A 24710-nucleotide genomic window follows, 5' to 3' on the forward strand; every position below is an offset into this window, starting at 1 on the left:
AATCAATGTAAAAGGGCAATTGATTGGCGATAGGTCATCTGGGTGCCATCCAGAAACTGACAGTCGAGCCGGTATGAATACATACCTGCGGCTACTGGCTGATCGTTCAACTGACCGTCCCAGAGCGATTCGCCACTTGCGAGGGCAAAATTAGCACGATTATACAGGACTGCACCCCAGCGGTCATAAACAATAAAGTTGGTCACCTGCACAGACCTAATCGCGAAGTAAACGGTTAAGGCGTCATTCAAACCGTCGTGGTTGGGGGAGAAAGCCGTTGGCAGGTAGATTCGGTTGGCGCAGTCAGATACGATTGAAATTGTCCGGGTAAGTTCACAATTGGTATCATCCCGGACCGTGAGCGTATAGGAGCCATCTTTGAGGCCGGAAAAATCAGGGCCGCTTTGAAAGGTCTTGCCGTCGATGGCATAGCTGAGTGCGGAGGTCGTGCTGCCGGTCGAAATCCGGACAGTACCTGTTTGTTCGCCACAAGCCGAGGGAGTCGTTTGGATAGCGTCGATCCTGGGACCGCTGCTGCCATCAATTCTCACTGGCTGACTAAGCGTACAGCCGCTGCTGTCTTTGACAACAAGTGTATACGAACCTAGCGGCAGGTCTATAAAAAAGGATCTGGCCTGAAACGGTCGGCCATCCAGAGAATACTGAACCGGGTTTCGCCCGCCCGTTACTGTCACGCCCACCTGCCCGTTGGCCTGTCCGCAGGTGGTGGGAATAATAGTCGTGTTCAGGATCGTTATCGGGGTAAAGCCAGGCAGGCTAAGGGCTTTGTTCACCTCACAGCCGTTGGCGTCGCGTACCCGAACGGTGTACGTGCCGCCAGGCAGGTTTGTGAATGTTGGGCTGGCCTGATAACTAACGCCGTAATTGATGGAATAGGTGAGGGGAGGCTTTCCACCCGTAGCGACCATCATAACGGTGCCGTTGGCTGTTTCGCAGCGTGGTGGCGTACTCTGCACACTGCTGACGGTGGGTGCCGAATCGGCGGTGACGGTAACCGATTGTTCCGTTTGACAACCGCCGGTATCTTTGGCAACTACGGTATAAGAGCCAGGTGATAAGCCTGTAAAAAGGGGAATGGTCTGGAAGGCACCCTGGTTAAGTTTGTACTGCCAGCCTGTTGTGCCCGCCCCAATTACCTCAATGGACCCGCTGGTTTTGTCGCAGCCTGTGTTGACAATGGTTGTCTTGAAGGCCGGTTCGCTCAGGGTTACGGTCACAGGAACCGGCGGACTCTCATTGTTATATAACGTCTGGGTGACGTAGAACGTAGTTGTCTGGGTAATCTGAGGACTGAATGAGTTACCCGTCGCCAGGACACTGGTTTTGGCGGCCGAGCTGTACCAGCGGATATTTTTACCCGTAATGACCAGATTAACGGGTTTGCCTTTACAATAGGTAGTACCCGATTTTAGCACAATCCGGTACAGTTCCACCTTCCCATTCGAGGCATCCAGGCAGGTTGTTCCATTCACGATGTTCTCGTAGGTGCCGGTTAAACTTTCCTCAGTTGGGTTGTAAGTCATCGTGCCACGCCAGAAGCAGATATTTTTAACGGCGGTATTGCCCTGCTGGTCCGATTCACTAAACTTCACCGATGAGCCTGTAACCTGTCCCGCAATGTAGGCCAATCCGCCAAAAGGCAATTGAGGGTCAGCTGTTTGGGCAGTTCCGCTCAGCGTAGTGCCCATCTGGGTAAGCGTCATGGTGTAGTTATAGACAGCCTGGTTGGGATTGGCCGGGTAGGTAACGCCCAGCCAAAAACCGCTCATGTTCTGGGCGTTGCTCACAGAAAGCCCTAGTCCAGCTACTACTAGTAGACCAATAAACGTCCGAAGGCCCATGCGCCGGGAGTTTTACAGAAGGTACGTCAACGGTACAAAGAAACGAAAAAGGGACAGTATACTACTTTTGTGAGCGGTACAGACCGGTAAATGACCGACTTACTACTATTTTTACCCCATGAATCAACAACGTCTAATTCTGTCCAGTCCACTGCTCGAAATTGTTGTGAGCCGACTGGCCCAGCAACTCATCGAAAACTACCAGGATTTTGGAGATACCGTTATTCTGGGTATGCAGCCGAGGGGAATTTACTTTGCCGAGCGCGTAGCCCGTGAACTGAATCGTATAGTGGGTTACACCGTGCCGCTGGGTTATCTGGACGCAACGTTTTACCGGGATGATTTCCGACGGCGCGATACGCCCCTTCGGGCTAATACTACCAACGTTCCGTTTATTATTGAGAACAAACGTGTTATTCTTATTGACGATGTACTGGCAACCGGTCGGATGGTGCGGGCTGCTTTGGACGCGATGACCGCTTTTGGTCGGCCCCGTAAAGTCGAACTTCTGGTACTGATCGATCGTCGCTATAACCGGGATTTGCCCATCAAGCCAGATTACACCGGCAAGCGCGTAAATACGCTGGAGTCGCAGCAGGTTTTGGTCGAATGGACGGAGCAGGGTGCCGAGGCCGACCTAATCTGGTTAGTAGGTTAACCTATTTTTTATGTAGACAACTACTTAGGAGGTATAATTACTTATAAACAAGGAGTAATAAATTAATTAGCCTTTTGTAACGGTTAATACAGGATATTCAACAACTTAGTGCCTTTTTGTAACGGTTGAGTCGGCATCAATACCTATGAACCTTTGTATTTATGTTATCTTCGCCTGAAAAAATAGGACAATAAAGACACCGGAACGCTTGAAGACACCGTTACATCCACTACTATTTTTTCTGTTATTATTACTCATCGGGTTTGTCACGGAAATACAGGCCCAGACAGTATATACAGTTACCGGTTTGGTTACCGATGCCCACACGGGCGACCCAATCCCTTTTGCCAGTGTAGCCTTGGTAGGACGCCGGAGTGGAACCCTTACCGACGAAAAAGGCCGCTTCTCCCTGGTTGTCAAAATTTTGTCGGATTCGCTGGCCGTGAGTTCGATGGGGTACAAACCCCTGCGCCGGGCTATTGATCCGGAACGGGTTTCGCAGGCGGTTGATTTCAAGCTCGAATCGGGCGGCAATGCCCTTCAGGAAGTGACCGTGCGAGCGGGCGAAAATCCGGCTTGGCGCGTGTTGCGCCAGCTTCGGAAAAATCGCTCCATGAACGACCGCAAACGGCTGGCGGCCTACGAATACGATAGTTATGTAAAAACCGAGATTGCGCTGAGCCACGTTACGGATCGTATGCGGAAGAATCCGCTTATCAAACGGATCAATGAAGCGATGAGCAAGCACGACTCCATTGTCGATAGCGAAGGCCACCGGGTGTTACCGCTGCTGGCGTCGGAGTCCGTATCCCGTTATTATTATAGAGCGAGCCCAGAGCGCAAACGCGAAGACATTCGTAAAACCCGCATCAAAGGGGTAGCCGTCGACGATGCCGGGCTCAGCTCGCAGTTGCTGGGCGGGACGAATCTGGTCAGCCAGAACTTTTACGAAAACTACATTCCTATTCTGGGAAAAGATTTTGCCTCGCCCATTGGCGATAACTGGAAAAACTGGTACGAGTTTTTCCTGGCTGATACCACCCAGATTGGCGATCATATCTGTTACGAAATTCAATTCGACCCCAAACGGCCCGAAGATCTCGCCTTTACGGGTAAAGCCTGGATCGATACCACCTCATTTGCCCTGTGCCAGATTGAAACCCGAATTGGGAAAGGGGCTAACCTGAACTATGTGCGTGACCTGACCATTGAGCAGGAACTGGAGAGTACAGTCGATTCATCGGCTGGCGGATCAACTACCGCCGGTTGGTTGCCGGTGAGTATTCACCTTAACGCTGATCTGACGGGTGTGGGTAAACAATCCCTTGGCTTACGGGCGAAAGTTACCCTCCGAAATAGCAATATCAGTGTAAACAGGCCCCATCCAACGTCGTTCTATGAGCAGCCAATTGAGCCCAGTGATACCGTAGCCACAAGCAACGAAGCCTATTGGCATACGGTTCAGAGTACGCTCGCCGGTGCCGATTCACTGAACAAGGAAGACCAGAAAACCCGGCAGGTAATTGAAAAACTGCGGGCTGTTCCAGCCGTGAAAATGGCCGAAGCTGTCGGGCAGGTTGCCGTTACCGGATTCTATAAAGTGGGTGGTTTCGATCTTGGCCCTTACCCGTATCTATTTGCCGTTAACAGTGTAGAAGGCCTACGCACACGAATCGGGTTTCGGACTAATGATCAATTTAGCCGAAACTGGATTTTGAGGGGGTATCTGGCCTATGGAACGCTGGACAATCGATTTAAATACAGTGGCGAAATAAGTTACCTGTTCTCCCGGCAGCACTGGACTATAGCGGGCGTTCGGATTGCGGATGATCTGGAGCGGCTTGGACTGACGCCCGAATTAATTGGTGGTAACCGGATTTTTTATGCCATGAGCCGATTTGGCCGCTACCGGGGAGGTTACCACAGTTACCAGAAAGAGGCTTACGTTAAAACAGAGCCCGTTAAAGGGATTCTGCTAACGGCTACGCTGGGAACCCGGACCTTCGACCCCGTATTCCCATTCCACTACCGCGTTCAACCCGAGCTGGGCGATCAGTCGGCCTTGCAGTCGGATATATTCGACGCCTACTGGTCGATTGAAGCGCGGCTGGCCCGGAAAGAGAAATACCTGATGGATGGCAATGACCGGATCACGCTGGGCACAAAACGCGCTCCTATACTTACTATTCGGTATACGCATGGCTCTCAGGCACTGGGCGGTCAATACAACTATGATCGGTTTAACCTGCGGGCGCAGCAAACGTTTCGGTTAGGCCCCCTTGGTCGGACAACCTACCTGCTGTCTGCAGGTTTTACGCCCTCAACGCTGCCGGCTCCGTTGTTGTTTCCGCACATTGGTAATCCAACGCCCCTGCTGACTACCAACACCTTTAACCGGATGCAGTTTTACGAGTTTGTGAGTGACCGCTTTGTTGCGGTGCATATCCAGCACCGCTTCGAGGGATTACTCTTTAATCGGATTCCCGGTATCAGAAAATTAAACTGGCGCTTAATTGCCAATATCGATGCACTTTGGGGAGGGCAACGGAAGGCGAATCGGGATGTTGAGTCGTTCAAACTGTTGCCTGGAGGAACACGGCCTATTTACTTCGGAAGCCTCGATGGAAATAAACCCTATATGGAGCTGGGATATGGAATCGATAATATTTTTAAGATCGTTCGCATTCAGGCTATCCACCGGCTCAATTACCTGAACGATAGCCCGAATGGGCTGCCGATCGGTTCCTTCGCGTTAAAAGCGTCCGCTTCGTTTAGTTTTTAACCAGCTGCGCAATCAATTACGGCCGTAGCGGGTTACTATAAGCAAACTAAATTGGCTGAAAATGTCCCTTGTTGCGCCGGTTACCGTCCATAAAATTTTGGGTGAAACCCTTTCGGAAGCTCCCGATTTGCTTGCCGTAGAAGAACCGCTGGAGATCCGTCTGGGATTCGGACCGGCTACCAGTCGGGAGCAGCGTTCTGTGTCGGTTACGATGCGGACGCCCGGCCATGATGAAGAACTGGCCATGGGCTTTTTGTTCACCGAAGGCATCATCCAGCGCCGGACCGATGTAGTTTCTTGCCGACATTGTGTTCAGGATGCCGACAAAGAAGGTAATGTGCTCCGGGTAGAGCTGCACCCCGATGTCGTTGTCGACTGGGCGCGGCTGGAACGAAATACGTTTACCTCCTCCAGTTGCGGCCTCTGCGGAAAAGCCACCATCGAAGCGGTTATGGCACTTACGCCGGGCCCGCTATCGAGCAACTTCTCGGTTGAAGCAGCCGTTCTCCATGCGTTACCGGATCGGGTTCGCCAGATACAACAGGCGTTTGCTTACACAGGCGGTATCCATGCTGCTGCCTTGTTCGATGCAGATGGTAAGCTCCTGCTCGTTCGGGAGGACATTGGCCGTCATAATGCGCTGGACAAACTTATTGGGGCGGCTTTCTGGCAAAACTGGCTTCCGCTAGACCAATTCGGTATTTTTCTGAGCGGCCGGATCGGCGTTGAACTGGTACAGAAAAGCTGGCTGGCTGGCGTTCCCATGCTGGCTGCCGTAGGTGCCCCGTCGAGCCTGGCGGTTCAGATGGCGAAAGAAGCCCAAATGACAATGGCCGGGTTTGTCCGCAACAACCGCTTCAATCTGTACAGCGAACCGAAACGAGTAGGGATAAACCAATTGGTTTAAGGGTTCTGCAGGTCAGCTCATAAACCTGATCAGGCCGGAGCCGGAACCAACATGGTCAATGCACCCGGTTTTATGGCGGCTTTGAGACTTGTAATGCGCCCCCTATATTCACCGTCGATCTGAAAATACGCCTTCCGGTGGGTTTCAATGGTGACAGATGTGGCCGGGTAAATTTCTATATTCTTAGGATTAAAAGGCTGATAGCGCCAGAAGAGCTTAATGATTTCCCAGAACGACAATCGACGGAAGATGACGACTTCAAACTTACCATCGAAAGGCGTACCATCGGGGTTGATAACGGCTCCTGTGCCGTACATGCGGGCATTGGCCAGTACAATCATGACGGCGGCCCGCTGCACACACTCATCACCAATTGTAACGGCTACCCGGAGTAATCGCCGTTTCTGAAGCACATTGACCACGCTTCGAAGATAGCCAAGCTTACCACGCAGGTTGTTTTTTTCGTAATGTTGCACCAACTGGGCGTTTAGGCCAATATCACTCAAATGCAAACAAATGTCGTTGTCGTTAACAGCTATAATGTCAGTAGCTTTCTCAATTCCATTGATCAGCACATCAAGACTGCCCTGAACATCGGGCGGAATGCCTAGTTCGCGCGCCATTCCGTTGGCCGAACCGGCGGGCAAAACACCCAGGGGAATACCGCTACCGAGCAGACGTGTGGCCACAATCTTAATGGTTCCATCGCCCCCAACGGCAACGACACGGTTGGGTTTGTGCTGGTCGATTTGCTGGCGAATTGTTTCATCATCGGTTTTCCCATTCAAGTGAAACAGGTGAACGGTATGGGGCTTATCGGCAAAGAAAGTATGGATACCTTCTTCCCAGGCTGTTTTCTCTTCCCCGCCCGAAACGGGGTTAATGGCGAATAAAAAGGTCAACTTCTGTGTCGATTATGTGTTATAAGATGGCTAGTACTGACTGAACGTTATGGAAGCTGTGCAATCCACTCAACCTGATAAACAAAAAATAACCCTGAAGGGTAAGATAAAACGCTATTTCTTAACACTGCTGCGGCTGACGGACCAGCCCACGGTGAAGATCTACCGTGGTTTTGGCAATGATAAACAACTGACCATTTACGGGCACGTGTTCAGAAGAAGCCCGTTGCCCCGAAAGAAATACCGCGATATTGACTTCGTTAATCTGCTGGCCGTCATTCGGTTATTTCTGGTAAAGCCGTATCCGCGAACGACGGTGCGAATCCGGTTCAACGAACAGGTGGTTAATGTCAATACGGACGACGATGGCTGTTTTCAGGTCGAATTACCCCTAACGAAAGCCTTGACGCCGGGCTGGCACCCGGTTCGGGCGCAGCTTATTTCCCAAACCATGATTCCGGAGCAGATACTGGCGGAAGGCGAAGGAAAGGTATTAATTCCGCACCCGACCCAGTTCATTTGTATTTCGGATATTGACGATACGTTTCTGGTTTCGCACTCGGCTACCATTGCCAAACGATTGCTGGTCTTGTTGACCGAGAACGCGCATAGCCGGATGCCATTTGAGGGCGTTGTTGCCCATTACAAACTACTTGCCGAAGCCAATAGCGGACTGAATGCCACAAATCCGTTTTTCTACGTGTCGAGCAGCGAATGGAATCTGTACGATTATATTCTGGAGTTTTCGACAAAAAATGAACTGCCTGATGGTGTGTATCGTCTGAGCCAGCTCAAGCGCCTGTCGCAGGTGTTGAAAACCGGTAAGGGCAAGCACCATACAAAATTTGACCGGATTGAGCAGATCATCAACATGTACCCAAACCAGCAGTTTATCTTATTGGGCGACGATTCGCAACAGGACCCGATCATCTACGAGTCTGTCGTTCGGCAGTATTCCCGCCAGATTCGGTGCGTGTACATTCGGCAAATTCATGCCGAACATAAAGCTCGGACGGAGCAGTTGATGGCCAGTATAGAAGCCAACGGGGTAGCCAGTTGTTACTTCGCGCACAGTGCCGATGCCCGGCTCCATTCGATAGCCATCGGGCTTATCCCGGAGTAAGTTATAACCCCCGCTGCGGTTGCCAGATGGTGCAGCTGTCCGTTGTTGATTGCGTTTTTACGAATGCGTAATAAATAGACCGTTTTAACTCACCCTGGCAGTTGGCTGCGACAGTTACAACCAGTCGCTGGTTATTCGTTACCAGACTATCGGGTATGATCAGCTCATCAGCGGTGTTGATCTTTATTTTTAAATCCTGGGGGGTGAATCCAAGGCTTTGCGCCGTATCCTTCAGGACGTAGACACTCCATTCGAAACTTAAGGGAGACGTGCCGTACTCACTGGCCGTCAGAGCCAGACCATTGCCTGTGTAACAACGTTGATCCACACTTATTTTTTGAGGAGACCGGCAGGGGCTTGTATCATCCTGAAGTGTACAACTGCTCACGAAAAGCAGGCTGAAGGCTACGATGGTTTTCATGACAATGACGTTGAGATGTAGTTGAACATACTCTTACTACTTAAATGGAGCAGAAAAGTTAGTAGTTCTGAAGAAGTGGGCTCAGCCCAGAGATAGCTGTACATGTGGTGCTGCGGATAATGGAATAGGGTTTGTTTGCGAGTTCGTCCTGATCTGCGACTAACCGGCATACCTCATTTAAACTACCGAGAACCCATGTCTGCACAAATTTTCTTTTCTGAGAATGCGCATTTAGTTAAGGCGATCAAAGAACGGACCGACCTTCTTAGGCTGTCGCCCGAAAAACTCTACCCCTGGTGGCGTCGACCCTGTAAGGTGAAACTTCTGTTGCTCACCGATGGAACACTCAACTTTGGCCTGGGCGATTTTGGCCTGTCCACTTTTGTTTCTATTCTGTCCAATGACGGGCGTTACTACGTCGACTTTGAAATCACGATCGCCCACCGGGGCTTTTCTGTTGGTAACCCGGGCGTGCCGGTTTCTCGAAGTATTCCAAATTTTCGCTTTACGGACGGCACGCATTTCTCCGATACGATGTACGATCAGGTTTGGCTGTTCGGCTTCGATGCATCGCCGGTAGGCCTCTCCGACGCCGAACTGGTGCTTCTGAGCACGTTTATGAATAACGGCGGGGGCGTATTTGCCACCGGCGATCACGGAGAACTGGGACGAGCCCTGGGCGGTTCTGTCTCGCGGGTACGCAAGATGCGGCTCTGGACCAACGCCAGTGGTAATGTAGGCATGCAGGACCCCAACCGTAACGATACGAACCGGATTGGTCACGACCCAGGTTCGCAGTTTGACGACCAGTCCGACGATGTCCCTCAGGAGATACAGCCCCGTCTGTACTCCAGCTCGCTGGGCGGCTTTCTGCGCGAAACCTACCCGCACCCCATTTTATGCAGCCCGCTGGGACGTATCAAGGTGTTGCCCGATCACCCGCACGAAGGACAATGTGTAGAACCGACAGACCTTGGCGGCAATTACGAAAAAGATGGAACCCCCGAGTTTCCGATGGGGATAGCGCCCGAAATTATTGCCTATTCAACGGTATTGGCTGGGAGTACAGCCGGTACCAAGCTGGCAACACAAGCGCAAACCTTCGGGGCCATCTGTGCCTATGACGGCCATAAAGCCAATGTAGGGCGGGTGGTGACCGATTCGACCTGGCATCACTTTGTGAATATCAACCTGATTGGTGATGCCTCCGAACCCGATACGAACGTGAAGGGGCTTGGCTTTATGGCATCTCCCACCGGGCAACAACATCTGGCCCAGATCAAACACTACTACATCAATACGGCGGTATGGCTTTCCCGAACAACCAATCACGCCTGTTTCCGGTCGCGCTTACTCTGGCAGTTAGTGTTTGAACACCGAATTCTGGAAGCCACCATGGACAATCCGGCGCTGCGGTTCGAGCGAATTACGCCGTCTCTGCTATACAGCATTGGCACGCATGCGACCGATGTGCTGGGGAAAAAGGCGAGTCAGTGTAGACGGTTGCAATTGCTCATTGACATTGTTCGGCCCATTTTGCCCGAATTTGTCCAACTGATTGACCCATGGCTGAACAATCGAAAGCAGGAGGCCAACCCGCCCATTCCGTGGTTTGACTTTAATCCCCTGCTGGCTATGGCGCTGGGTGGTGGACTGGTGACTCTGCGGGATAAGTTCGTAAGTGCCAACCTGGACGACCCCAACCGGATTGAGGCCAAAGAGATTATGGCGGTATTTCAGGAAGGAGCCAAGCGTGGCGTTGAGGTAGGCTTGAAAGAACTAAATACGGATCTCCGTAAGTTTAGCACCATTCGTTAAGCCGCTTTTGCTAGCCCTTTCCCTCACCTGACTAAAAGTCATAACCCTCCGCATTCCCGCCGTTTTTGGCTATGCGGAGGGTTATTGTTATTTACCGAGCCAGATAACCGCCATCGACCGGATAATATGAACCCGTAATGAACGATGCTTTTTCGGAACTGAGCCAGACAACCAGCTCGGCCACTTCCTCCGATTTTCCCAAACGACCGATGGGGTGCAGCCCGATCAACTGCTGTTTGATCTCATCCGATAATGCCGATAATAGGGGCGTGTCAATATAGCCCGGCCCAACGGCATTGATACGAATGCCCTGGGACGCGTATTCGAGAGCCGCCGTTTTGGTGAGGCCCACCATACCGTGCTTCGCCGTTACGTAGCCCGGTGATCCGGCAGTGCCAACCTGTCCCAGAATAGAGGCCATGTTCACAATGGTGCCTTTGCCCTGTTTCAGCATTTGCTCCAGCTCGTACTTCATGCAAAAGAAAACACTGTTGAGGTTCACGTTGATGATATGGTGCCATCCGTCGAGGCTATAATCGGCTGTCATGTTCAGTTCGCCCCCAATCCCGGCATTGTTGCAGGCAATATCGAGCGAGCCAAAGGCTGCAACGGTTTCCTGCACCAGTTTCTGGCACTGAAGCGGGTCACTAACATCGCTTTTGTAAAAGCGGATATGTACACCGGCGGCAGTTAGTTGATCCACTACTTGCTGGCCCTGTACGTCGTCAATGTCAGAGATCATCACATTTGCCCCGCGCAGACCATAAAGTTCTGCCACTGCCTTGCCGATACCTGAAGCGGCTCCCGTTACCAGAGCCGTTTTTCCGAGTAAGTCTTTATCCATAACTGATCGATTGCGAAAACTAAATGTACCCATCACTCCGACTAAATGTGCGGACTGTTGAAATTGCCGGGTCGGTTGACGGCTCGAAATAAGCGAAAATGAAACGGGCGCATCATGACTACAAATAACTACGGGGTTGATTGAAATCAGTAAATCAACCAGTAACGACTACTTTGGCAAGTATCTGAACGATATACTTTAGGTCGCTACCAGGAGACTTTGAACAGCGACTGGGTAAACTCCACTGGTTATGATAAATTCTGAACCTGTACAGCTACCCACAACCGGGATTCTGGGCAGTGGACAAATTGGAACGGCCTCGGCCGTACTGGCGGCCAGAGCGGGTCATCCGGTACTGCTCTGGACACGCTCTGCGCGTAAAGAAAGCGCTATCCGGGCTCAACTGACGAAGTTATCAACTTTTTGTGAGGAGCACATGAGTAAGCCCACACAGCCCGTTGGACTCATACAGATTATTACTGATCTGAACTTGTTGGAGGCCCAAAGCGATGTTTTGTTGGAATGCATTATTGAAGACATGGATGAAAAGGTAGACTTATTGAGTCGCCTGACGCTTTGTCGGGAAAAGAATAAACTGGTGCTTTCGGCAACGAGCGGGTTATCCATTACAGAAATGGCCCGGCGGAGCGGATTGGAACAGGTTCTGGTTGGCGCTCACTTCTGGAATCCTCCCTACCTGATCCCCCTTGTAGAGGTCATAGCCGGGGAACAAACGCCCCCGCAAAAAGTGGAACAAGCCTGTAACTGGCTCACTATGTTGGGCAAACGACCCATTCGTTGCCCGGATATCCCCGGCTTTATCGGCAATCGGCTCATGCACGCACTTTGGCGGGAAGCCCTCGCTCTGGTAGATTCCGGAGCCTGCTCTCCGGCCGATATTGATACCATGATTAAATATACCTTCGCCCTGCGACTACCAGCCCTGGGACCGATGGAAAACATGGATCTGGTTGGCCTCGATCTAGTGAATCGGGTGCAGAGTTACCTATTGCCCGATCTGGCTGTCAATACCATACCCGCCCATTCATTACGAGATCGGCTGGCTGCGGGTCAAACAGGAATGGAAGCTGGTCAGGGTTTTTATGACTGGACCGTTCGGGATGCCGCCGACGTGATTCGGCAACGCGACCTCACCATTCTGCATCTGTTGCGCAGGCTGGGCGAATTGCCGGAAAAGACGGATTTATAAGAAGGCTATGTAGTTTGGCACCGTAGTCAAGACCTGCATATTGAGTTCGATCAGGTGTATGAATACCCCCCTTTTAACCTCCAATAGCTCAACATCGTTGTTTTATTTCTAAAATTTGATTATTTCGATAGATTAAGTATTTGCTGGTAGGGGATCCGCTTACAAAAAACAGAGCAATGACGAGGCTTGGTTTCCAGATAATGGAATAATGTTCCGTAATATGGAAACCAAATGAGCTAAAATGGTGAGTTTATGCCTGATAATCAGCCTAGATATTTGTTGGCATAGTTTTGGGTTTCGTGTGTTCTTACAAATTTTCTATGGAAAGTAATCGGTCTCTGTCGATTTTTATTCTGGATGATAATCCTTTTTGTGGAACTATTACTGAGCAGTATGTTCGTACCCTTGGCTATACTAATGTCACCTTGTTTACAGAGGCAGAAGTCTGTCTTAGCCAACTCACAAAGAAACCGGATATCATCTTCCTGGATTGCCAGGTAAGAGCCTGTGATTGTATAGACACCGTTCGCAAAATTGGGCGTATTAACCCCCATATCTATCTGGTCGTTCTGGCTGATCAGGAAAACATAGAGACTGTCAGGCAATCGCGGAAGTACGGAGCTTTCGATTGTATTGTCAAAGGGAATGATGATCTACAGAAAATTGATGATGTATTGAAAAAAATTCAGCAGGTTATGGCACTTCTGGAGCTACGGCCGCCAACTAGTTCAACTTCTTCTAAGTCATAGAGACGACTTATACCTAAAACAGTTTCACGGCAGAAAAAAGTGAAGAAGATAACTGTTTAAATTACACTATTAGTATACTTGTAATATAGTTTTTGTAGGAAATTGATAATATATTTCGCTTGTATGTTTAAAAAAATGAAAAATGCCCCTATTCATTAGTTACTTTTATCAATTATTATAAACTATATTTGCACATATCCTGTAGATTGACAATAAGGAGAGGTTTTCCCTAATGTGGAAAACTAGTCCAAATAATAGATTTATTCGGTAGATTATTTAGGTTAACTAGCTGATTGTTAGTCAGTTTACGGGTTGGCATAGTATTAGATTAATTAGTTATTATAAATAAATACACATGGAAAATAACAACTCCTTATCCATTTTTATTCTTGATGACGATCCATTCTGTGGTAGTCTTTACGAGCAGCATGTGCGCAATCTGGGCCATACGAACGTAAAATTTTTCATGGATGGCCAGGAATGCCTGAACAGCCTGACCGAACAGCCCGACGTTATTTTTCTGGATTACCACATGGAGCCTCTTAATGGCCTTGATGTGCTGCGGAAAATAAAGCGCTTTAATCCCAATATTTATCTGGTCGTCGTCTCCAGTCAGGAAGATGTACAGGTTGCGGTCAACTCCTTGAAGTACGGAGCGTTCGATTACATTATTAAAGGAAGGAATGAATTCGAGCGTATTGGCACTGTTCTCAGAAAAGTTCAGGAAGTGATGGAGCTGTTGAAGCAGCATCCGCAGGGTAAATGGAAAAAATTGCGGAACCTGTTCGGCATGGAGCCAAAGCGATAAGCAAGCCCTTTGTGCTTTGATTTATAGCGTAAATGATTAGCCTAAATACTATTGAGTTGATCTGAGACTGGTGTAGTACTTGTAACGCGCTTGTTTATATGACTAAGTCCGCAACTTATACAACCGATATTGACCAATTACGCAGGGGCCTGCATACGATTGGTATTCCTGTGGCCGTAGAATCCTCAGCGGACTTCACTTATCCTATAAACAGTTATCTATACCGGAATCCTGACGGTAGTATCCGCTGGCTCTGGCCCGTAGCTGCCAAGGAACCGGATTTTCTTCGGTTTTATCAGGTCGACAGCCAACGCGCACAAGTGTTTGTGTGGGTGGTCAGACTGTTATTTCGGCTGGGATTAGGTCGCTGGGTAGCCCACGATCGGCTAACGCTCTATACATCCGAAAGCGGTAATCAACTCGTACGGCAAAGTCAAATAAAGCGATGGGCCTTGTTTACCGGTGTTGCCGGACCCAATCGGAAACTGGTAATTTGGCATTGTATGCGTTCGGGGAAACGCTATCTAACGAAAATTGCCGTCGGCTCCGCTGCGCTGTCTGGCTTACGACAGGAAGCGCGGGCACTGCGACAGCTACAGCAAACACCATTTCTACAGGTCAATACCCCTGCGCTAACCGCATATTCGTTGCGATTTGTTACGACCGGCTTCCTGATTCAGGAGGACATAGGCGTAACCTGTATGCCGCAAACGAATCAGCTGGCCCAATTGCCTGAACATATTTTACAGGAGATTTTTAGTCGAAACTGGCATACGCAACCGTTGTATCAAACCAGATTTTGGCGGCAGGCTCACCAAAATCTGTCAGCACTAAGGACGGCTAACGATCCGCGTATACCAGCCGGTCTACTCGACAAACTAGACCTGCTGATGCAGTCCCTGAATGATCAGATGACGGTACCGATAGCTGCGGCACATGGTAACTTTACGCCCTGGACGATACTGTTGAGTGGCAGACAGGTGAGCGTTGTAGATTGGGAACGCTACGCCGAAGAGTTGCCGGGGCTTTATGATTTGTTTCATTTCCTGTATCAGTCGGCAACACGCATCAACAATCAGGACTATAGCACTACCCGGCACCTGATCGATGCTACGCTGAACCGTCCGGAATGGAAACTGTTTCGGGAAACCTATCAGTTGGATACGGGTCTGGCCGAAATCTTATATCTGGCTTACACCGTTACGGCTACCTTACAGGACTATAGCCAGCAGATGGATTGGTCCGAGCAGGTTAGCGGGCAATTAACGACCTGGAGCGACGCCCTGACACATTGGTTGAATCGGCAGGAGGTTAGTTCTGATCACCAGTTGTTGTTCCAGGATGTGGCATTCTGGCTGCATCAACAACCTAATGGAACCTTGACTGCGACAAGCTACACCGGCCTGGTCCCCGATGCAGTAGACTTATGTGTACCTCAGTCAACTGCCCTTCAGCTGGCATATTACCTCCAGCATCATTCACTTACGCACGAACTGGTCAGCAAACCGGGGGAGGGTATGAATCAGCTTTATATCCGTTGTCTGGATAATTCAACCCTGCGCATCAATTTGAACTGGCAAGTTAAACCCGGCAAACTGAGTGTATGGAGCTTGTCGGGAAGCAGGCTGGGCACCACACTCGTGGGCTTAAAATATTTAACGTCTAAATCGGTCAAACGTACGTTCACCTATTTTATCGCCTGAAGCACTGGAGCCGGTTTAGGTATCATTGACTTTTTACTGATAATTTATTGCGGCTATTAAACAGAGTGCCTGTGTAGGAATGAAAGCAGGCTCCGGTATGGGGCATTCGTTTCTACAACTCAGCAAAAGGTAAGCGGTGTATGTGCATTGCATGAATCAGGCCGCTACTGATGTATTAACTCTGCCAACCATAAATACCGTATCATTCCTTCTGTCGCTTACGAGTTGGTTTGCTTGCCGAATGTTAATTGGCGCGACATCAACTCGCCCGGCAACGACCTGGTGTTGGAGGAACAAATCAACGAATTAGACTACCAAACAGGTAAAGAGGCCGTGTAGGGGTAACCCACAAAACTATGAAATCGAAGCGAATAATTGCCGTTCATTTACTCAATGACTTTAGTGGTAGCCCTCTTGTTTTTCGGCAGGCACTGGAAGCCCTTGAAGAGGCAAACCTTGATCTTGTTTTATTTACAGCTACGCCTAGTGGGAGTGGTTTTTTGAGTAACCTGCCGGGCGTGACCATGCAACCCATCGCCTATAAATGGCATCCGGCCAAGCTGGTCACTCTTTGGTATTACCTGAATATTCAGCTCCGGTTGTTCTTCAGACTGCTGTTTTTTCTACGATCGACCGATGAGGTGTATATCAACACCCTGTTGCCTTTCGGTGCAGCACTGGCCGGTGGGCTGCGCGGTTGTCGGGTTGTGTATCATGTACATGAAGTAAGCCTAAAACCCTGGCTGCTGAAAGCATGGTTGCGGTCCATTGCAAATATTACGGCTCAGGAGGTATTGTTCGTCTCAAAATATACCCAGCAGCAGACCGGACTCACGCGTCCCGTTTGTCGGCAAGTTTACAATGCGTTGCGAGATTCATTTACGGAACAGGCCAGTCAGCTCACCGAAGCCAATACCGCTTTCCCATTCACGGCCCTCATGCTGTGCTCCAACAAAGCCTACAAGGGTATTCATGAGTTTGTGGCTTGCGCCCGGCAGTTACCGCATATCCGGTTTATGCTCGTACTGAATGCAAAGGGTGAAGAGGTTGAGGTGTTCAGGAATCAGGTAAGCCCACCAGACAACTGTTCGATCTACCCCGCACAGGCCGATACTATTCCTTTTTACGAACAGGCTCACGTGGTCCTGAATCTATCAAATCCCGACGCCTGGGTTGAAACCTTCGGCATGACGGCCCTTGAAGCTATGGCCTGCGGCCGTCCAATTATTGTCCCGCCGGTTGGAGGGATCTGTGAGTTAATCGAAGATTCGAAAGAAGGCTTCACCGTCGATGCCCGCAAGCCAGCATTGGTTGTTGAGCGACTCCAGCTATTGTCATCAGACATGAACCTTTATCTGAAAATGGCTCAGGCTGCTCGTCAGCGCGCTAAGTTTTTCTCAGCACGCCGGTTTCGGCAGCAGATAACCGATGTTTTTGTGCCGGAACAGCGTAAAGATCAGTCTGTGTATTCGGTGGAAAAATTGTCCAGAATTGGGAATGACTAACTAATAATATCATTTAAATAAACTCATTGCCAGATTGTTAGCACTTTGGCACGACATAGGATAATAGAAAATTATTAATTAAGAATAGCATGACTAAGACCAACGTAGCAATTATTGGAACTGTAGGTATCCCGGCCAAATACGGCGGTTTCGAAACCCTGGCCGAGCACCTGGTTGATCACCTGGGTACCGAAACAAATATAACGGTCTACTGTACGACCAAAAAGTACGGACAGTCTGAGCGACCGGCAACGTATAAAGGGGCGAGGTTGGTGTATCTGCCCTTCGATGCCAACGGTATTCAAAGTATCATCTATGACTGCTTCAGTATTTTACATGCCTTATTTTATGCCGACGTAATGCTCATTCTGGGCGTGAGTGGCGGATTTATGCTGCCTTTTGTCCGGTGGTTCACCAAGAAAAAAATCATCATCTCTATTGATGGTATTGAGTGGAAACGGAACAAGTGGAGCAAAGCCGCCAGATGGTATCTGTGGGCGGCCGAATGGGTGGCCGTGCGCTACTCACACGCGGATATTTCGGATAATGAGTCGATCCAGAACTACACGGCAATCCGGTACAAAACGCTAAGCCACATTATTGAGTACGGTGCCGACCACACCATTGCCGTCAGTCCAACGCCAGCCGATCGGGAAAAGTATCCTTTTCTGGCAGCGCCCTATGCGTTTACTGTTTGCCGGATCGAACCGGAAAACAACATCCACCTCGTGCTGGAGGCTTTTGCTCAATTGCCCAGGCATACGCTGGTTATGGTAGGAAACTGGACAAACAGTGAGTATGGGGCTAGCCTGCGTGAACAGCATAAGACGAATACGAATATTCACCTGCTCGATCCGATTTATGACCAGCGGCAACTTGATCTGCTGCGCAGCAATTGTCTGATTTATGTGCATGGTCACAGCGCGGGCGGAACGAACCCATCGCTGGTAGAAGCTATGTACCTTGGCTTACCGGTTATTGCGTTCGATGTGGCCTATAACCGGTCGACAACGGAAAATAAAGCGCTGTTTTTCAGAACATCGGCCGAATTGGTCAAACGTATTGAGAACACGTCGATCAGTGAACTTAAGGAGCGGGCCGAAATTATGAAGACCATTGCCTATCGCCGGTATACCTGGACGGTCATTGCGCAGAAATACGCCTACCTCATTCGTCTTGTACAGCAGGTGTCTACCAAAAAAGAACTTAACTCGCTGGCAGGTACACGCCTGTCGTCCGATTGGCTGCTGGAGTCGGAACTGGCTCACTTACAAAGGCCTTCTTACTTTTACGAATAAACTATACGTACAGATACCCGTCAGTATATATTAAAAAAACATGATACAAGATCTTCTTACGACAAACAGCCTGATTCTTGGCTTCCTGATTGCGCTGGTAAGCTGCTGGGTGCTTTTACCCTTCCTCATTAAGTTAAGCCCCGTAATCGGGCTGGTTGATAAGCCTAACTTCCGGAAGGTGCATCAAAAGCTGATTCCTGCCATTGGCGGGTTGACTATTGCCCTGGCCGTAACGTTTACAGCCCTGGTGTATGCGCCTTTACGTAATTTGTTAACCCAGAATCTTCCGTTGACTATTGCCCTGGCAACCCTCACAATAACGGGTGTGCTTGATGATCGACTGAACCTGCCGGCCATACTTCGCCTGGGTATTCAGTTGGGTTGCGCCTACCTGATCGCCAGTTCCGGTATTCGCCTGACTTCGCTTCATGGCGTATTTGGCATCATGGAACTGTCCGTATTTTTTCAGTATGCCATTACCATGTTCGTCCTGACCGTTATGGCCAATGCCTTCAACTTGATTGATGGCGTTGATGGGCTTGCCGGTAGCTTAGCGTTTAGCAACAGTTTCGTGTTCAGTGTATTGGCCATTGTTGTGGGCCAGCAGGAATGGCTGGCGCTGCTGTTGCCTGTTGCCGGTGCATTGCTTGCTTTCCTGAGGTACAACTGGCGCCCCGCCAAATTATTCATGGGCGACGGTGGCTCTGTTGTGCTTGGCTTTCTTATGGCGGCTCTGGGAATTATATTTATTGAAGGATCGTACTTACAAGCCGTTGCTTACGGGCCGTATGCCATTATTTTAACGACCGCCAGTTGCATGATCCCGTTAATTGACGCACTCCGCGTGGCTATAAACCGGATGCGGAAGGGAAAGTCTCCATTTGCTGCCGACAAAAACCACATGCACCACTGGTTCCTGAAGCATCGCTTCGTTCACTCGGAGATAACGCTGCGTATCGTTAAAACACATGCTGCCCTGACCGTTTTGTCCATCCTGGCTTCCTTTGTTTTCAGTGTTACCACAATAATTTTCCTCCAGATTTTCGCCGTTATTCTCTACACCTGGATAATTCAGTTCAGTCATGCATTCCTCAAAAATGTTAGATTAGTAAAGGCACTTGAAACAAAGTTTGTCCCATAACTCAATTTTTTTAGGTCTGCGACAGAAAAATCGCGTAATCAAATTCATTAATCAAGGGAAGCTTTTGTTTGCTAATTTAACTTTTGAATAAATTAGTGAATTAATTGTTTTAATCATGCCAAATACGGCGTGACAACTTGTACTATGAATGAGTCCAGCATCTACCGTATTTTTATTGTCGAAGATGATCCATGGTATGGTGAAGTACTAAAGTACCACCTGTCAATGAATCCGAATTACGAACTTCACCGGTTTACCACCGGTGAAGCTTGTATGAAGTACCTTAGTGTTTGTCAGCCCCACCTGATTACACTTGATTATTCCTTACCCGATACCAATGGGGCCGAGTTGTTTCGTCGTCTTCAGGAGCGATTGCCCGATACACCGGTTATTGTGATCAGCGGGCAAAAAGACGTTGAAACCGCCGTTGGGCTGCTTCAGGCGGGGGTTTACAGCTATTTTGTGAAGGATGATCGAACAAAAGATCTCCTGTGGAATGCGATTCTTAAACTCCGGGAAAATCAAAGCCTTAAACAGGAGGTTGACCAGCTACGTGAAGAGTTAGGCCAGAAATATGACTTCAACTCAATCATAAAAGGGAGCAGTCAGGCAATAGGCAAGGTATTTGCACTCGTAGAAAAGGCAGTTCGAACAAACATCAACGTGTCGATCACCGGCGAAACCGGTACCGGAAAAGAATTGGTTGCCAAGGCCATCCACTACCATTCTGACCGCCGGAAAAAGCCTTTTGTTGCCGTCAATATGGCCGCTATTCCTAAAGAGCTGGCTGAGAGTGAATTATTTGGACACGAAAAAGGAGCGTTTACCGGAGCACTGAACAAAAAAATAGGGCGATTCGAGGAAGCCAACAAAGGCACCTTATTTCTGGATGAGATTGCCGAGCTGGATTTAACGTTGCAGAGTAAACTGCTGCGGGTTTTGCAGGAACGCGAGCTTAGCCGGGTAGGGGGTAGTGAAAAAATTATGCTCGATATTCGGTTGGTGATTGCCTCACACAAAAATCTGCTCGATGAGGTTAGGCAAGGCCGCTTTCGCGAGGATCTATATTACCGGATCATGGGGCTACCTATTGAATTACCCCCACTTCGTGAACGCTCAACAGATATAATGCTCCTGGCGAGGCACTTTCTGGATGAATTTTGTAAAGATAATCGCCTGGGCACAATGACTATCTTGCCCGCTACTACCGAAAAGTTGATGCGTTACAATTTTCCCGGAAATGTGCGTGAATTAAAGTCGATCATTCAACTGGCAGCGGTCATGAGTGATGGTGTCGAAATCAGACCCGACGACCTTTTGTTTGCCTCTATTTCGGGAAGTAACGGAGGAATGACCGAAGAGATGACACTTCGCGGTTACACTATTCAAATTATCAAGTCTTATTTGAAAAAATACGACAACAATGTACTCCTGGTAGCCGATAAGCTGGATATAGGGAAATCAACCATTTACAAGATGATCCAGAACGACGAACTTTCTTTATCCTGAGCAATCGCTTGTGTGAACCAGAAGACCCAATATGAAAAGAGAGACAACTAGTATACCCTCAAATGAGCCGTTATCAACCGATCTGCTGCATCTGGAAAACGAGCAGCTCCGGGCTGAAGTGGAACAATTGAGGGATATGATACGCCAGCAACAGACCGAGTTAACCCGTATTGAACAACGGTGGGAATTTGCTCTGGAAGGCTTTGGAGATGCTGTCTGGGAACTGAATCTGCAAACGAAGGAAATCATACGATCTGCCAGGTATCGTGAAATTCTGGGCTATACACGGGAGGAGTTTCCGGATGTTGTGGCGATATGGATGGATAAATTGCACCCTCAGGATCGGCAACAGTTAACGGATCCGGACATGAGCTTGTATCAAACCGGCGTTCGGAAGAGTCACGTAACCGAATATCGCCTTCTGGCTAAAGATGGTACCTACAGGCATTTTTTGGATCGGGGACGTATATTTAGTTATTCGGAAGATGGCAGGCCCCTGCTCATGATTGGCACCAGCACCGATATTACTCATCAAAAAAATATAGAGGAAGCCTTACGAACCAGCGCACATCGATTATCAAATCTTATTGCTGATTTTCAGGAAGGTATTTTGCTGGAAGACGAAAATCGGGCTATTGTACTGGTCAATCAGCAGTTTTGCAACATGTTCTCCGTACCGTTGACGCCCGACGCCTTGAAAGGCGTCGATTGCTCGGGTATGGCCGAGCAAAGTAAAGGTCATTTTAAGGAGCAGGAAGCGTTTGTTACGCGGGTTGATCAGTTATTAAAAGATCAGAAGCTGGTCATTGGCGAGGAGATCGCCCTGGCCGATGGGCGTACCTTTGAACGAGACTATATCCCCATCTTTATAGACGGTACGTATGCTGGGCATCTGTGGAAATACACGGATATTACAAAGCGTAAGCACGCTGAGGATGCCGCTTTTCACCTCAATGAAAAATACCAGCGTATTATTGAGAACATGAACCTGGGTCTCATTGAGGTCGATCTGGAGGAGCGTATCGTGTATACGAACCAGAGTTTTTGTGCCATGAGTGGCTATGAGCCGGATGAGTTGATCGGGCAGGTCGCAACCGATATTCTGCTGAAAGGTCAGAATATTCAGTTCATGAAGGAGAAGAACGAAAGTCGATTGAAAGGAGACGTCGATGCGTACGAAGTATCCATTAAAAACAAGCGTGGTGAGGCCATGTGGTGGCTGGTGAGTGGGGCACCCCTGTACGCTGAGTCGGGGCAGATTATTGGCTCTACCGGCATACATCTGGACATTACCAAGCAAAAGCAGCTTGAGTCAGAGCTTCGGGTAGCCAAACAGGAAGCGGAACATTCGGCGCGGGCAAAAGAGCTATTTCTGGCCAATATGAGTCATGAAATTCGTACGCCCATGAATGCCATTCTAAACCTTGGGCAACAAATTAAAAACACGAGTCTCACCGAACATCAGCAGTTCTTTATCGGCATGATCAACACGGCTGCCAGCAACCTGTTGGTCATTATTAATGATATACTGGATTTTTCAAAAATTGAAGCCGGGGAGCTCTCGCTGGAACATATCAATTTCAGCATGGCTGCTCTCATTGAGCAGGCTGTGCAGGTAATGACACAGGATGCTGAAAAGAAAGGACTGGTAATTACCCAAAAAATTGACCCCAGTCTGGCTCCTGCGCTCATGGGCGATCCTTTTCGAATAAATCAGATTTTATTAAACCTGATTGGGAATTCGGTTAAGTTTACAAACTCGGGAAGCGTTCATATCCAGTGCGACTGTAAAAAAGCGGCCAGAAATCAACTGGTTACCCTGTCTGTAATGGATACGGGCATTGGCATCGCTCCTGAATTTCTGCGCAATTTATTTGCAAAATTCACGCAGGAAGATGGCAGTATTGGGCGTCGGTACGGTGGGTCGGGGCTTGGCATGAGCATTACCAAGCAATTAGTTGAACTGATGGGGGGGACCATTGATGTTCAAAGCGAGAAAAATAAAGGAACTACAGTAACTGTAAAGCTATCACTGCCCATTGGTAAGAACGATAACGAAGTGAATCAGAAACAAACAACTCCGAATGAAGATGTCCTGCTGTCGAAACGTATTTTGCTGGTAGAGGATAATGCAATGAACCGGCTGGTGGTTACCACCATACTCAAACCGTATGGGGTAACGATTGTCGAAGAAACAAATGGCTTTAACGCAGTAGAAAGACTCCGGAAAGAGACCTTCGATATTGTGCTGATGGATGTCCAGATGCCGGTTATGGATGGATTGGAAGCTACCCGTATTACGCGGCAGGAAATCAGTAAGTCGCTGCCAATAGTGGCATTGACGGCCAGTGTCATACGGACCGAGAAAGAAGAGTGTTTTAATGTTGGTATGAATGACTTTCTGGCAAAGCCATTCGAAGGTAAAGAACTGGTTGGTATGCTCATGAAGTGGCTTCACGGTGTTGTTGAGGTCGTTGAGCCGGAAGCGAAAGAAGAACATGAATCGCTCTACAACTTGTCTAGATTAGAGACGATCAGCCGGGGAAGTCAGGAGTTTATCCAAAAAATGATCCAGCTATTTTGTACTGAAGCACCCGATGTGGCGACTCAGATAAAAGCAGCCTATGAAGCCGGCGATTTTAGCAAAGTGAAATACCTGGCGCACCGGATAAAACCCACCGTTGAGACAATGGATATTACATCGCAGATTGAATCTATTCGCCAGATAGAGAGTCTGGCAAGTAATGGAGTAGCATCCAATGAGCTGGAGTTACTTGTCAATGATTTCGAGAAGACAATCCATCTGGTAACAGAACACATGCAAACAACCTACGGTACCGAAGATAAGTAGTGGTTATTGGTTATTGGTTATTGAGTTAAACTGCTGATAGTTATAGGTCTACTCTTGGTCAGTGACTAATAACCAATAACCACTGACCAATAACCAATCATTAAAAAGTTAGCTGCCTTTAAACTTTATAGGTATTATTCTGGTTAATATATTGTGCACAATTTAATTGTCCATAATGAACAAACTGCTTCTCGATAATCAACTCTGCTTTCCATTGTATGCACTTTCGCGTCAGGTAACGGCGCTATACCGGCCCTTACTCGAAAAACTGGAACTGACGTATCCTCAATATCTGGTTATGCTCCTGCTCTGGGAGACCGATAATCGATTCGTAGGCGAAATAGGCGAGCATTTGTTGCTGGATTCCGGTACGCTTACGCCCCTGTTAAAACGACTTGAACAAAAACAGCTAATTACCCGAACACGCAACCCGGCCGATGAACGCCAGGTTACCATTCAACTAACCGAAGCCGGTCAGACCCTTAAGAATCAGGCCGTTGATATTCCCGCTCAGTTACAGGAAAGTATGAGCCTGGACGATCAGCAGACAGTTAATTTGAGAGTTCAGCTCATGACGTTATTAAATCAATTGACAAAAACAGAAACCATTATTTAGTTA

At 48.7% G+C, this 24710-nt stretch carries 19 protein-coding genes; 15 read left to right on the forward strand and 4 right to left on the reverse strand.

The window, feature by feature from the left end; genetic code table 11:
- Nucleotides 1-2 precede the first annotated feature (2 nt).
- Nucleotides 3-1862, reverse strand: coding sequence for a T9SS type B sorting domain-containing protein (locus tag CRO74_RS03275; protein ID WP_097124555.1), 1860 nt, complete (start codon nt 1860-1862; stop codon nt 3-5).
- 118 nt (nt 1863-1980) lie between these two features.
- Between CRO74_RS03275 and pyrR the strand changes: the two genes are divergently transcribed.
- The 3 genes from pyrR to fdhD all read left to right on the forward strand — a co-directional run bounded on the left by pyrR (nt 1981) and on the right by fdhD (nt 6209).
- Nucleotides 1981-2520, forward strand: a complete 540-nt coding sequence (gene pyrR, locus CRO74_RS03280) for a bifunctional pyr operon transcriptional regulator/uracil phosphoribosyltransferase PyrR (RefSeq protein WP_097124556.1) — start codon at nt 1981-1983, stop codon at nt 2518-2520.
- A 208-nt stretch (nt 2521-2728) separates the two neighbouring features.
- The gene (locus tag CRO74_RS03285) at nt 2729-5302 is read left to right on the forward strand and encodes a DUF5686 and carboxypeptidase-like regulatory domain-containing protein (protein WP_097124557.1); all 2574 of its coding nucleotides are present in this window, start codon (nt 2729-2731) and stop codon (nt 5300-5302) included.
- Between the two features lie 61 nt (nt 5303-5363).
- Nucleotides 5364-6209, forward strand: coding sequence for a formate dehydrogenase accessory sulfurtransferase FdhD (fdhD, locus tag CRO74_RS03290; RefSeq protein WP_097124558.1), 846 nt, complete (start codon nt 5364-5366; stop codon nt 6207-6209).
- A 29-nt stretch (nt 6210-6238) separates the two neighbouring features.
- On the opposite strand, the gene CRO74_RS03295 is transcribed toward fdhD, so the two are convergent.
- Entirely contained in the window at nt 6239-7111 is an 873-nt protein-coding gene (locus CRO74_RS03295; protein WP_097124559.1) for a diacylglycerol/lipid kinase family protein, read from the reverse strand.
- A 49-nt stretch (nt 7112-7160) separates the two neighbouring features.
- On the opposite strand from CRO74_RS03295, the gene CRO74_RS03300 reads away from it, so the two are divergent.
- The gene (locus CRO74_RS03300) at nt 7161-8234 is read left to right on the forward strand and encodes an App1 family protein phosphatidate phosphatase (RefSeq protein ID WP_097124560.1); all 1074 of its coding nucleotides are present in this window, start codon (nt 7161-7163) and stop codon (nt 8232-8234) included.
- Nucleotide 8235: 1 nt separating this feature from the next.
- On the opposite strand, the gene CRO74_RS03305 is transcribed toward CRO74_RS03300, so the two are convergent.
- Nucleotides 8236-8655: a hypothetical protein gene (locus CRO74_RS03305; protein ID WP_097124561.1), complete on the reverse strand. Its 420-nt coding sequence runs from the start codon at nt 8653-8655 to the stop codon at nt 8236-8238.
- Nucleotides 8656-8850: 195 nt separating this feature from the next.
- Here CRO74_RS03305 and CRO74_RS03310 point away from each other — a divergent pair, with 195 nt between their 5' ends.
- Nucleotides 8851-10473: a hypothetical protein gene (locus tag CRO74_RS03310; protein ID WP_097124562.1), complete on the forward strand. Its 1623-nt coding sequence runs from the start codon at nt 8851-8853 to the stop codon at nt 10471-10473.
- A 91-nt stretch (nt 10474-10564) separates the two neighbouring features.
- Here the strand turns inward: CRO74_RS03310 and CRO74_RS03315 are convergent, their stop codons facing one another.
- Nucleotides 10565-11317, reverse strand: a complete 753-nt coding sequence (locus CRO74_RS03315) for an SDR family NAD(P)-dependent oxidoreductase (protein WP_097125996.1) — start codon at nt 11315-11317, stop codon at nt 10565-10567.
- Between the two features lie 250 nt (nt 11318-11567).
- On the opposite strand from CRO74_RS03315, the gene CRO74_RS03320 reads away from it, so the two are divergent.
- The 10 genes from CRO74_RS03320 (at nt 11568) to CRO74_RS03365 (ending at nt 24707) form a co-directional block, all read left to right on the forward strand.
- Nucleotides 11568-12527, forward strand: a complete 960-nt coding sequence (locus CRO74_RS03320) for a 3-hydroxyacyl-CoA dehydrogenase family protein (RefSeq protein WP_097124563.1) — start codon at nt 11568-11570, stop codon at nt 12525-12527.
- Nucleotides 12528-12847: 320 nt separating this feature from the next.
- Nucleotides 12848-13276, forward strand: a complete 429-nt coding sequence (locus tag CRO74_RS03325; RefSeq protein ID WP_097124564.1) for a response regulator — start codon at nt 12848-12850, stop codon at nt 13274-13276.
- A gap of 355 nt (nt 13277-13631) precedes the next feature.
- Nucleotides 13632-14084, forward strand: a complete 453-nt coding sequence (locus CRO74_RS03330; RefSeq protein WP_097124565.1) for a response regulator — start codon at nt 13632-13634, stop codon at nt 14082-14084.
- A 98-nt stretch (nt 14085-14182) separates the two neighbouring features.
- Nucleotides 14183-15787, forward strand: coding sequence for a hypothetical protein (locus CRO74_RS03335; RefSeq protein WP_097124566.1), 1605 nt, complete (start codon nt 14183-14185; stop codon nt 15785-15787).
- A gap of 356 nt (nt 15788-16143) precedes the next feature.
- Nucleotides 16144-17292, forward strand: coding sequence for a glycosyltransferase family 4 protein (locus CRO74_RS03340; protein ID WP_097124567.1), 1149 nt, complete (start codon nt 16144-16146; stop codon nt 17290-17292).
- Nucleotides 17293-17381: 89 nt separating this feature from the next.
- Nucleotides 17382-18590 (forward strand): DUF1972 domain-containing protein, encoded by a 1209-nt coding sequence (locus tag CRO74_RS03345; RefSeq protein WP_097124568.1) that lies wholly within the window; start codon nt 17382-17384, stop codon nt 18588-18590.
- 40 nt (nt 18591-18630) lie between these two features.
- Nucleotides 18631-19731, forward strand: a complete 1101-nt coding sequence (locus CRO74_RS03350; RefSeq protein ID WP_097124569.1) for a glycosyltransferase family 4 protein — start codon at nt 18631-18633, stop codon at nt 19729-19731.
- A gap of 144 nt (nt 19732-19875) precedes the next feature.
- Nucleotides 19876-21240 (forward strand): sigma-54-dependent transcriptional regulator, encoded by a 1365-nt coding sequence (locus tag CRO74_RS03355; RefSeq protein ID WP_097124570.1) that lies wholly within the window; start codon nt 19876-19878, stop codon nt 21238-21240.
- A gap of 31 nt (nt 21241-21271) precedes the next feature.
- Nucleotides 21272-24091, forward strand: a complete 2820-nt coding sequence (locus CRO74_RS03360) for a PAS domain S-box protein (protein ID WP_097124571.1) — start codon at nt 21272-21274, stop codon at nt 24089-24091.
- Between the two features lie 175 nt (nt 24092-24266).
- On the forward strand, nt 24267-24707 hold the full coding sequence (locus CRO74_RS03365; RefSeq protein WP_097124572.1) for a MarR family winged helix-turn-helix transcriptional regulator: 441 nt from the start codon (nt 24267-24269) through the stop codon (nt 24705-24707).
- Nucleotides 24708-24710: the final 3 nt, after the last annotated feature.

It is taken from the genome of Spirosoma fluviale (genome assembly GCF_900230225.1).
GTDB lineage: Bacteria > Bacteroidota > Bacteroidia > Cytophagales > Spirosomataceae > Spirosoma > Spirosoma fluviale.

Coding starts and splice junctions, on each gene's coding strand:
- CRO74_RS03275 (WP_097124555.1), bottom strand. CDS start 1,862: ATGGGCCTTCGGACGTTTATTGGTCTACTAGTAGTAGCTGGACTAGGG.
- pyrR (WP_097124556.1), top strand. CDS start 1,981: ATGAATCAACAACGTCTAATTCTGTCCAGTCCACTGCTCGAAATTGTT.
- fdhD (WP_097124558.1), top strand. CDS start 5,364: ATGTCCCTTGTTGCGCCGGTTACCGTCCATAAAATTTTGGGTGAAACC.
- CRO74_RS03300 (WP_097124560.1), top strand. CDS start 7,161: ATGGAAGCTGTGCAATCCACTCAACCTGATAAACAAAAAATAACCCTG.
- CRO74_RS03305 (WP_097124561.1), bottom strand. CDS start 8,655: ATGAAAACCATCGTAGCCTTCAGCCTGCTTTTCGTGAGCAGTTGTACA.
- CRO74_RS03310 (WP_097124562.1), top strand. CDS start 8,851: ATGTCTGCACAAATTTTCTTTTCTGAGAATGCGCATTTAGTTAAGGCG.
- CRO74_RS03315 (WP_097125996.1), bottom strand. CDS start 11,317: ATGGATAAAGACTTACTCGGAAAAACGGCTCTGGTAACGGGAGCCGCT.
- CRO74_RS03320 (WP_097124563.1), top strand. CDS start 11,568: ATGATAAATTCTGAACCTGTACAGCTACCCACAACCGGGATTCTGGGC.
- CRO74_RS03325 (WP_097124564.1), top strand. CDS start 12,848: ATGGAAAGTAATCGGTCTCTGTCGATTTTTATTCTGGATGATAATCCT.
- CRO74_RS03330 (WP_097124565.1), top strand. CDS start 13,632: ATGGAAAATAACAACTCCTTATCCATTTTTATTCTTGATGACGATCCA.
- CRO74_RS03335 (WP_097124566.1), top strand. CDS start 14,183: ATGACTAAGTCCGCAACTTATACAACCGATATTGACCAATTACGCAGG.
- CRO74_RS03340 (WP_097124567.1), top strand. CDS start 16,144: ATGAAATCGAAGCGAATAATTGCCGTTCATTTACTCAATGACTTTAGT.
- CRO74_RS03345 (WP_097124568.1), top strand. CDS start 17,382: ATGACTAAGACCAACGTAGCAATTATTGGAACTGTAGGTATCCCGGCC.
- CRO74_RS03350 (WP_097124569.1), top strand. CDS start 18,631: ATGATACAAGATCTTCTTACGACAAACAGCCTGATTCTTGGCTTCCTG.
- CRO74_RS03355 (WP_097124570.1), top strand. CDS start 19,876: ATGAATGAGTCCAGCATCTACCGTATTTTTATTGTCGAAGATGATCCA.
- CRO74_RS03360 (WP_097124571.1), top strand. CDS start 21,272: ATGAAAAGAGAGACAACTAGTATACCCTCAAATGAGCCGTTATCAACC.
- CRO74_RS03365 (WP_097124572.1), top strand. CDS start 24,267: ATGAACAAACTGCTTCTCGATAATCAACTCTGCTTTCCATTGTATGCA.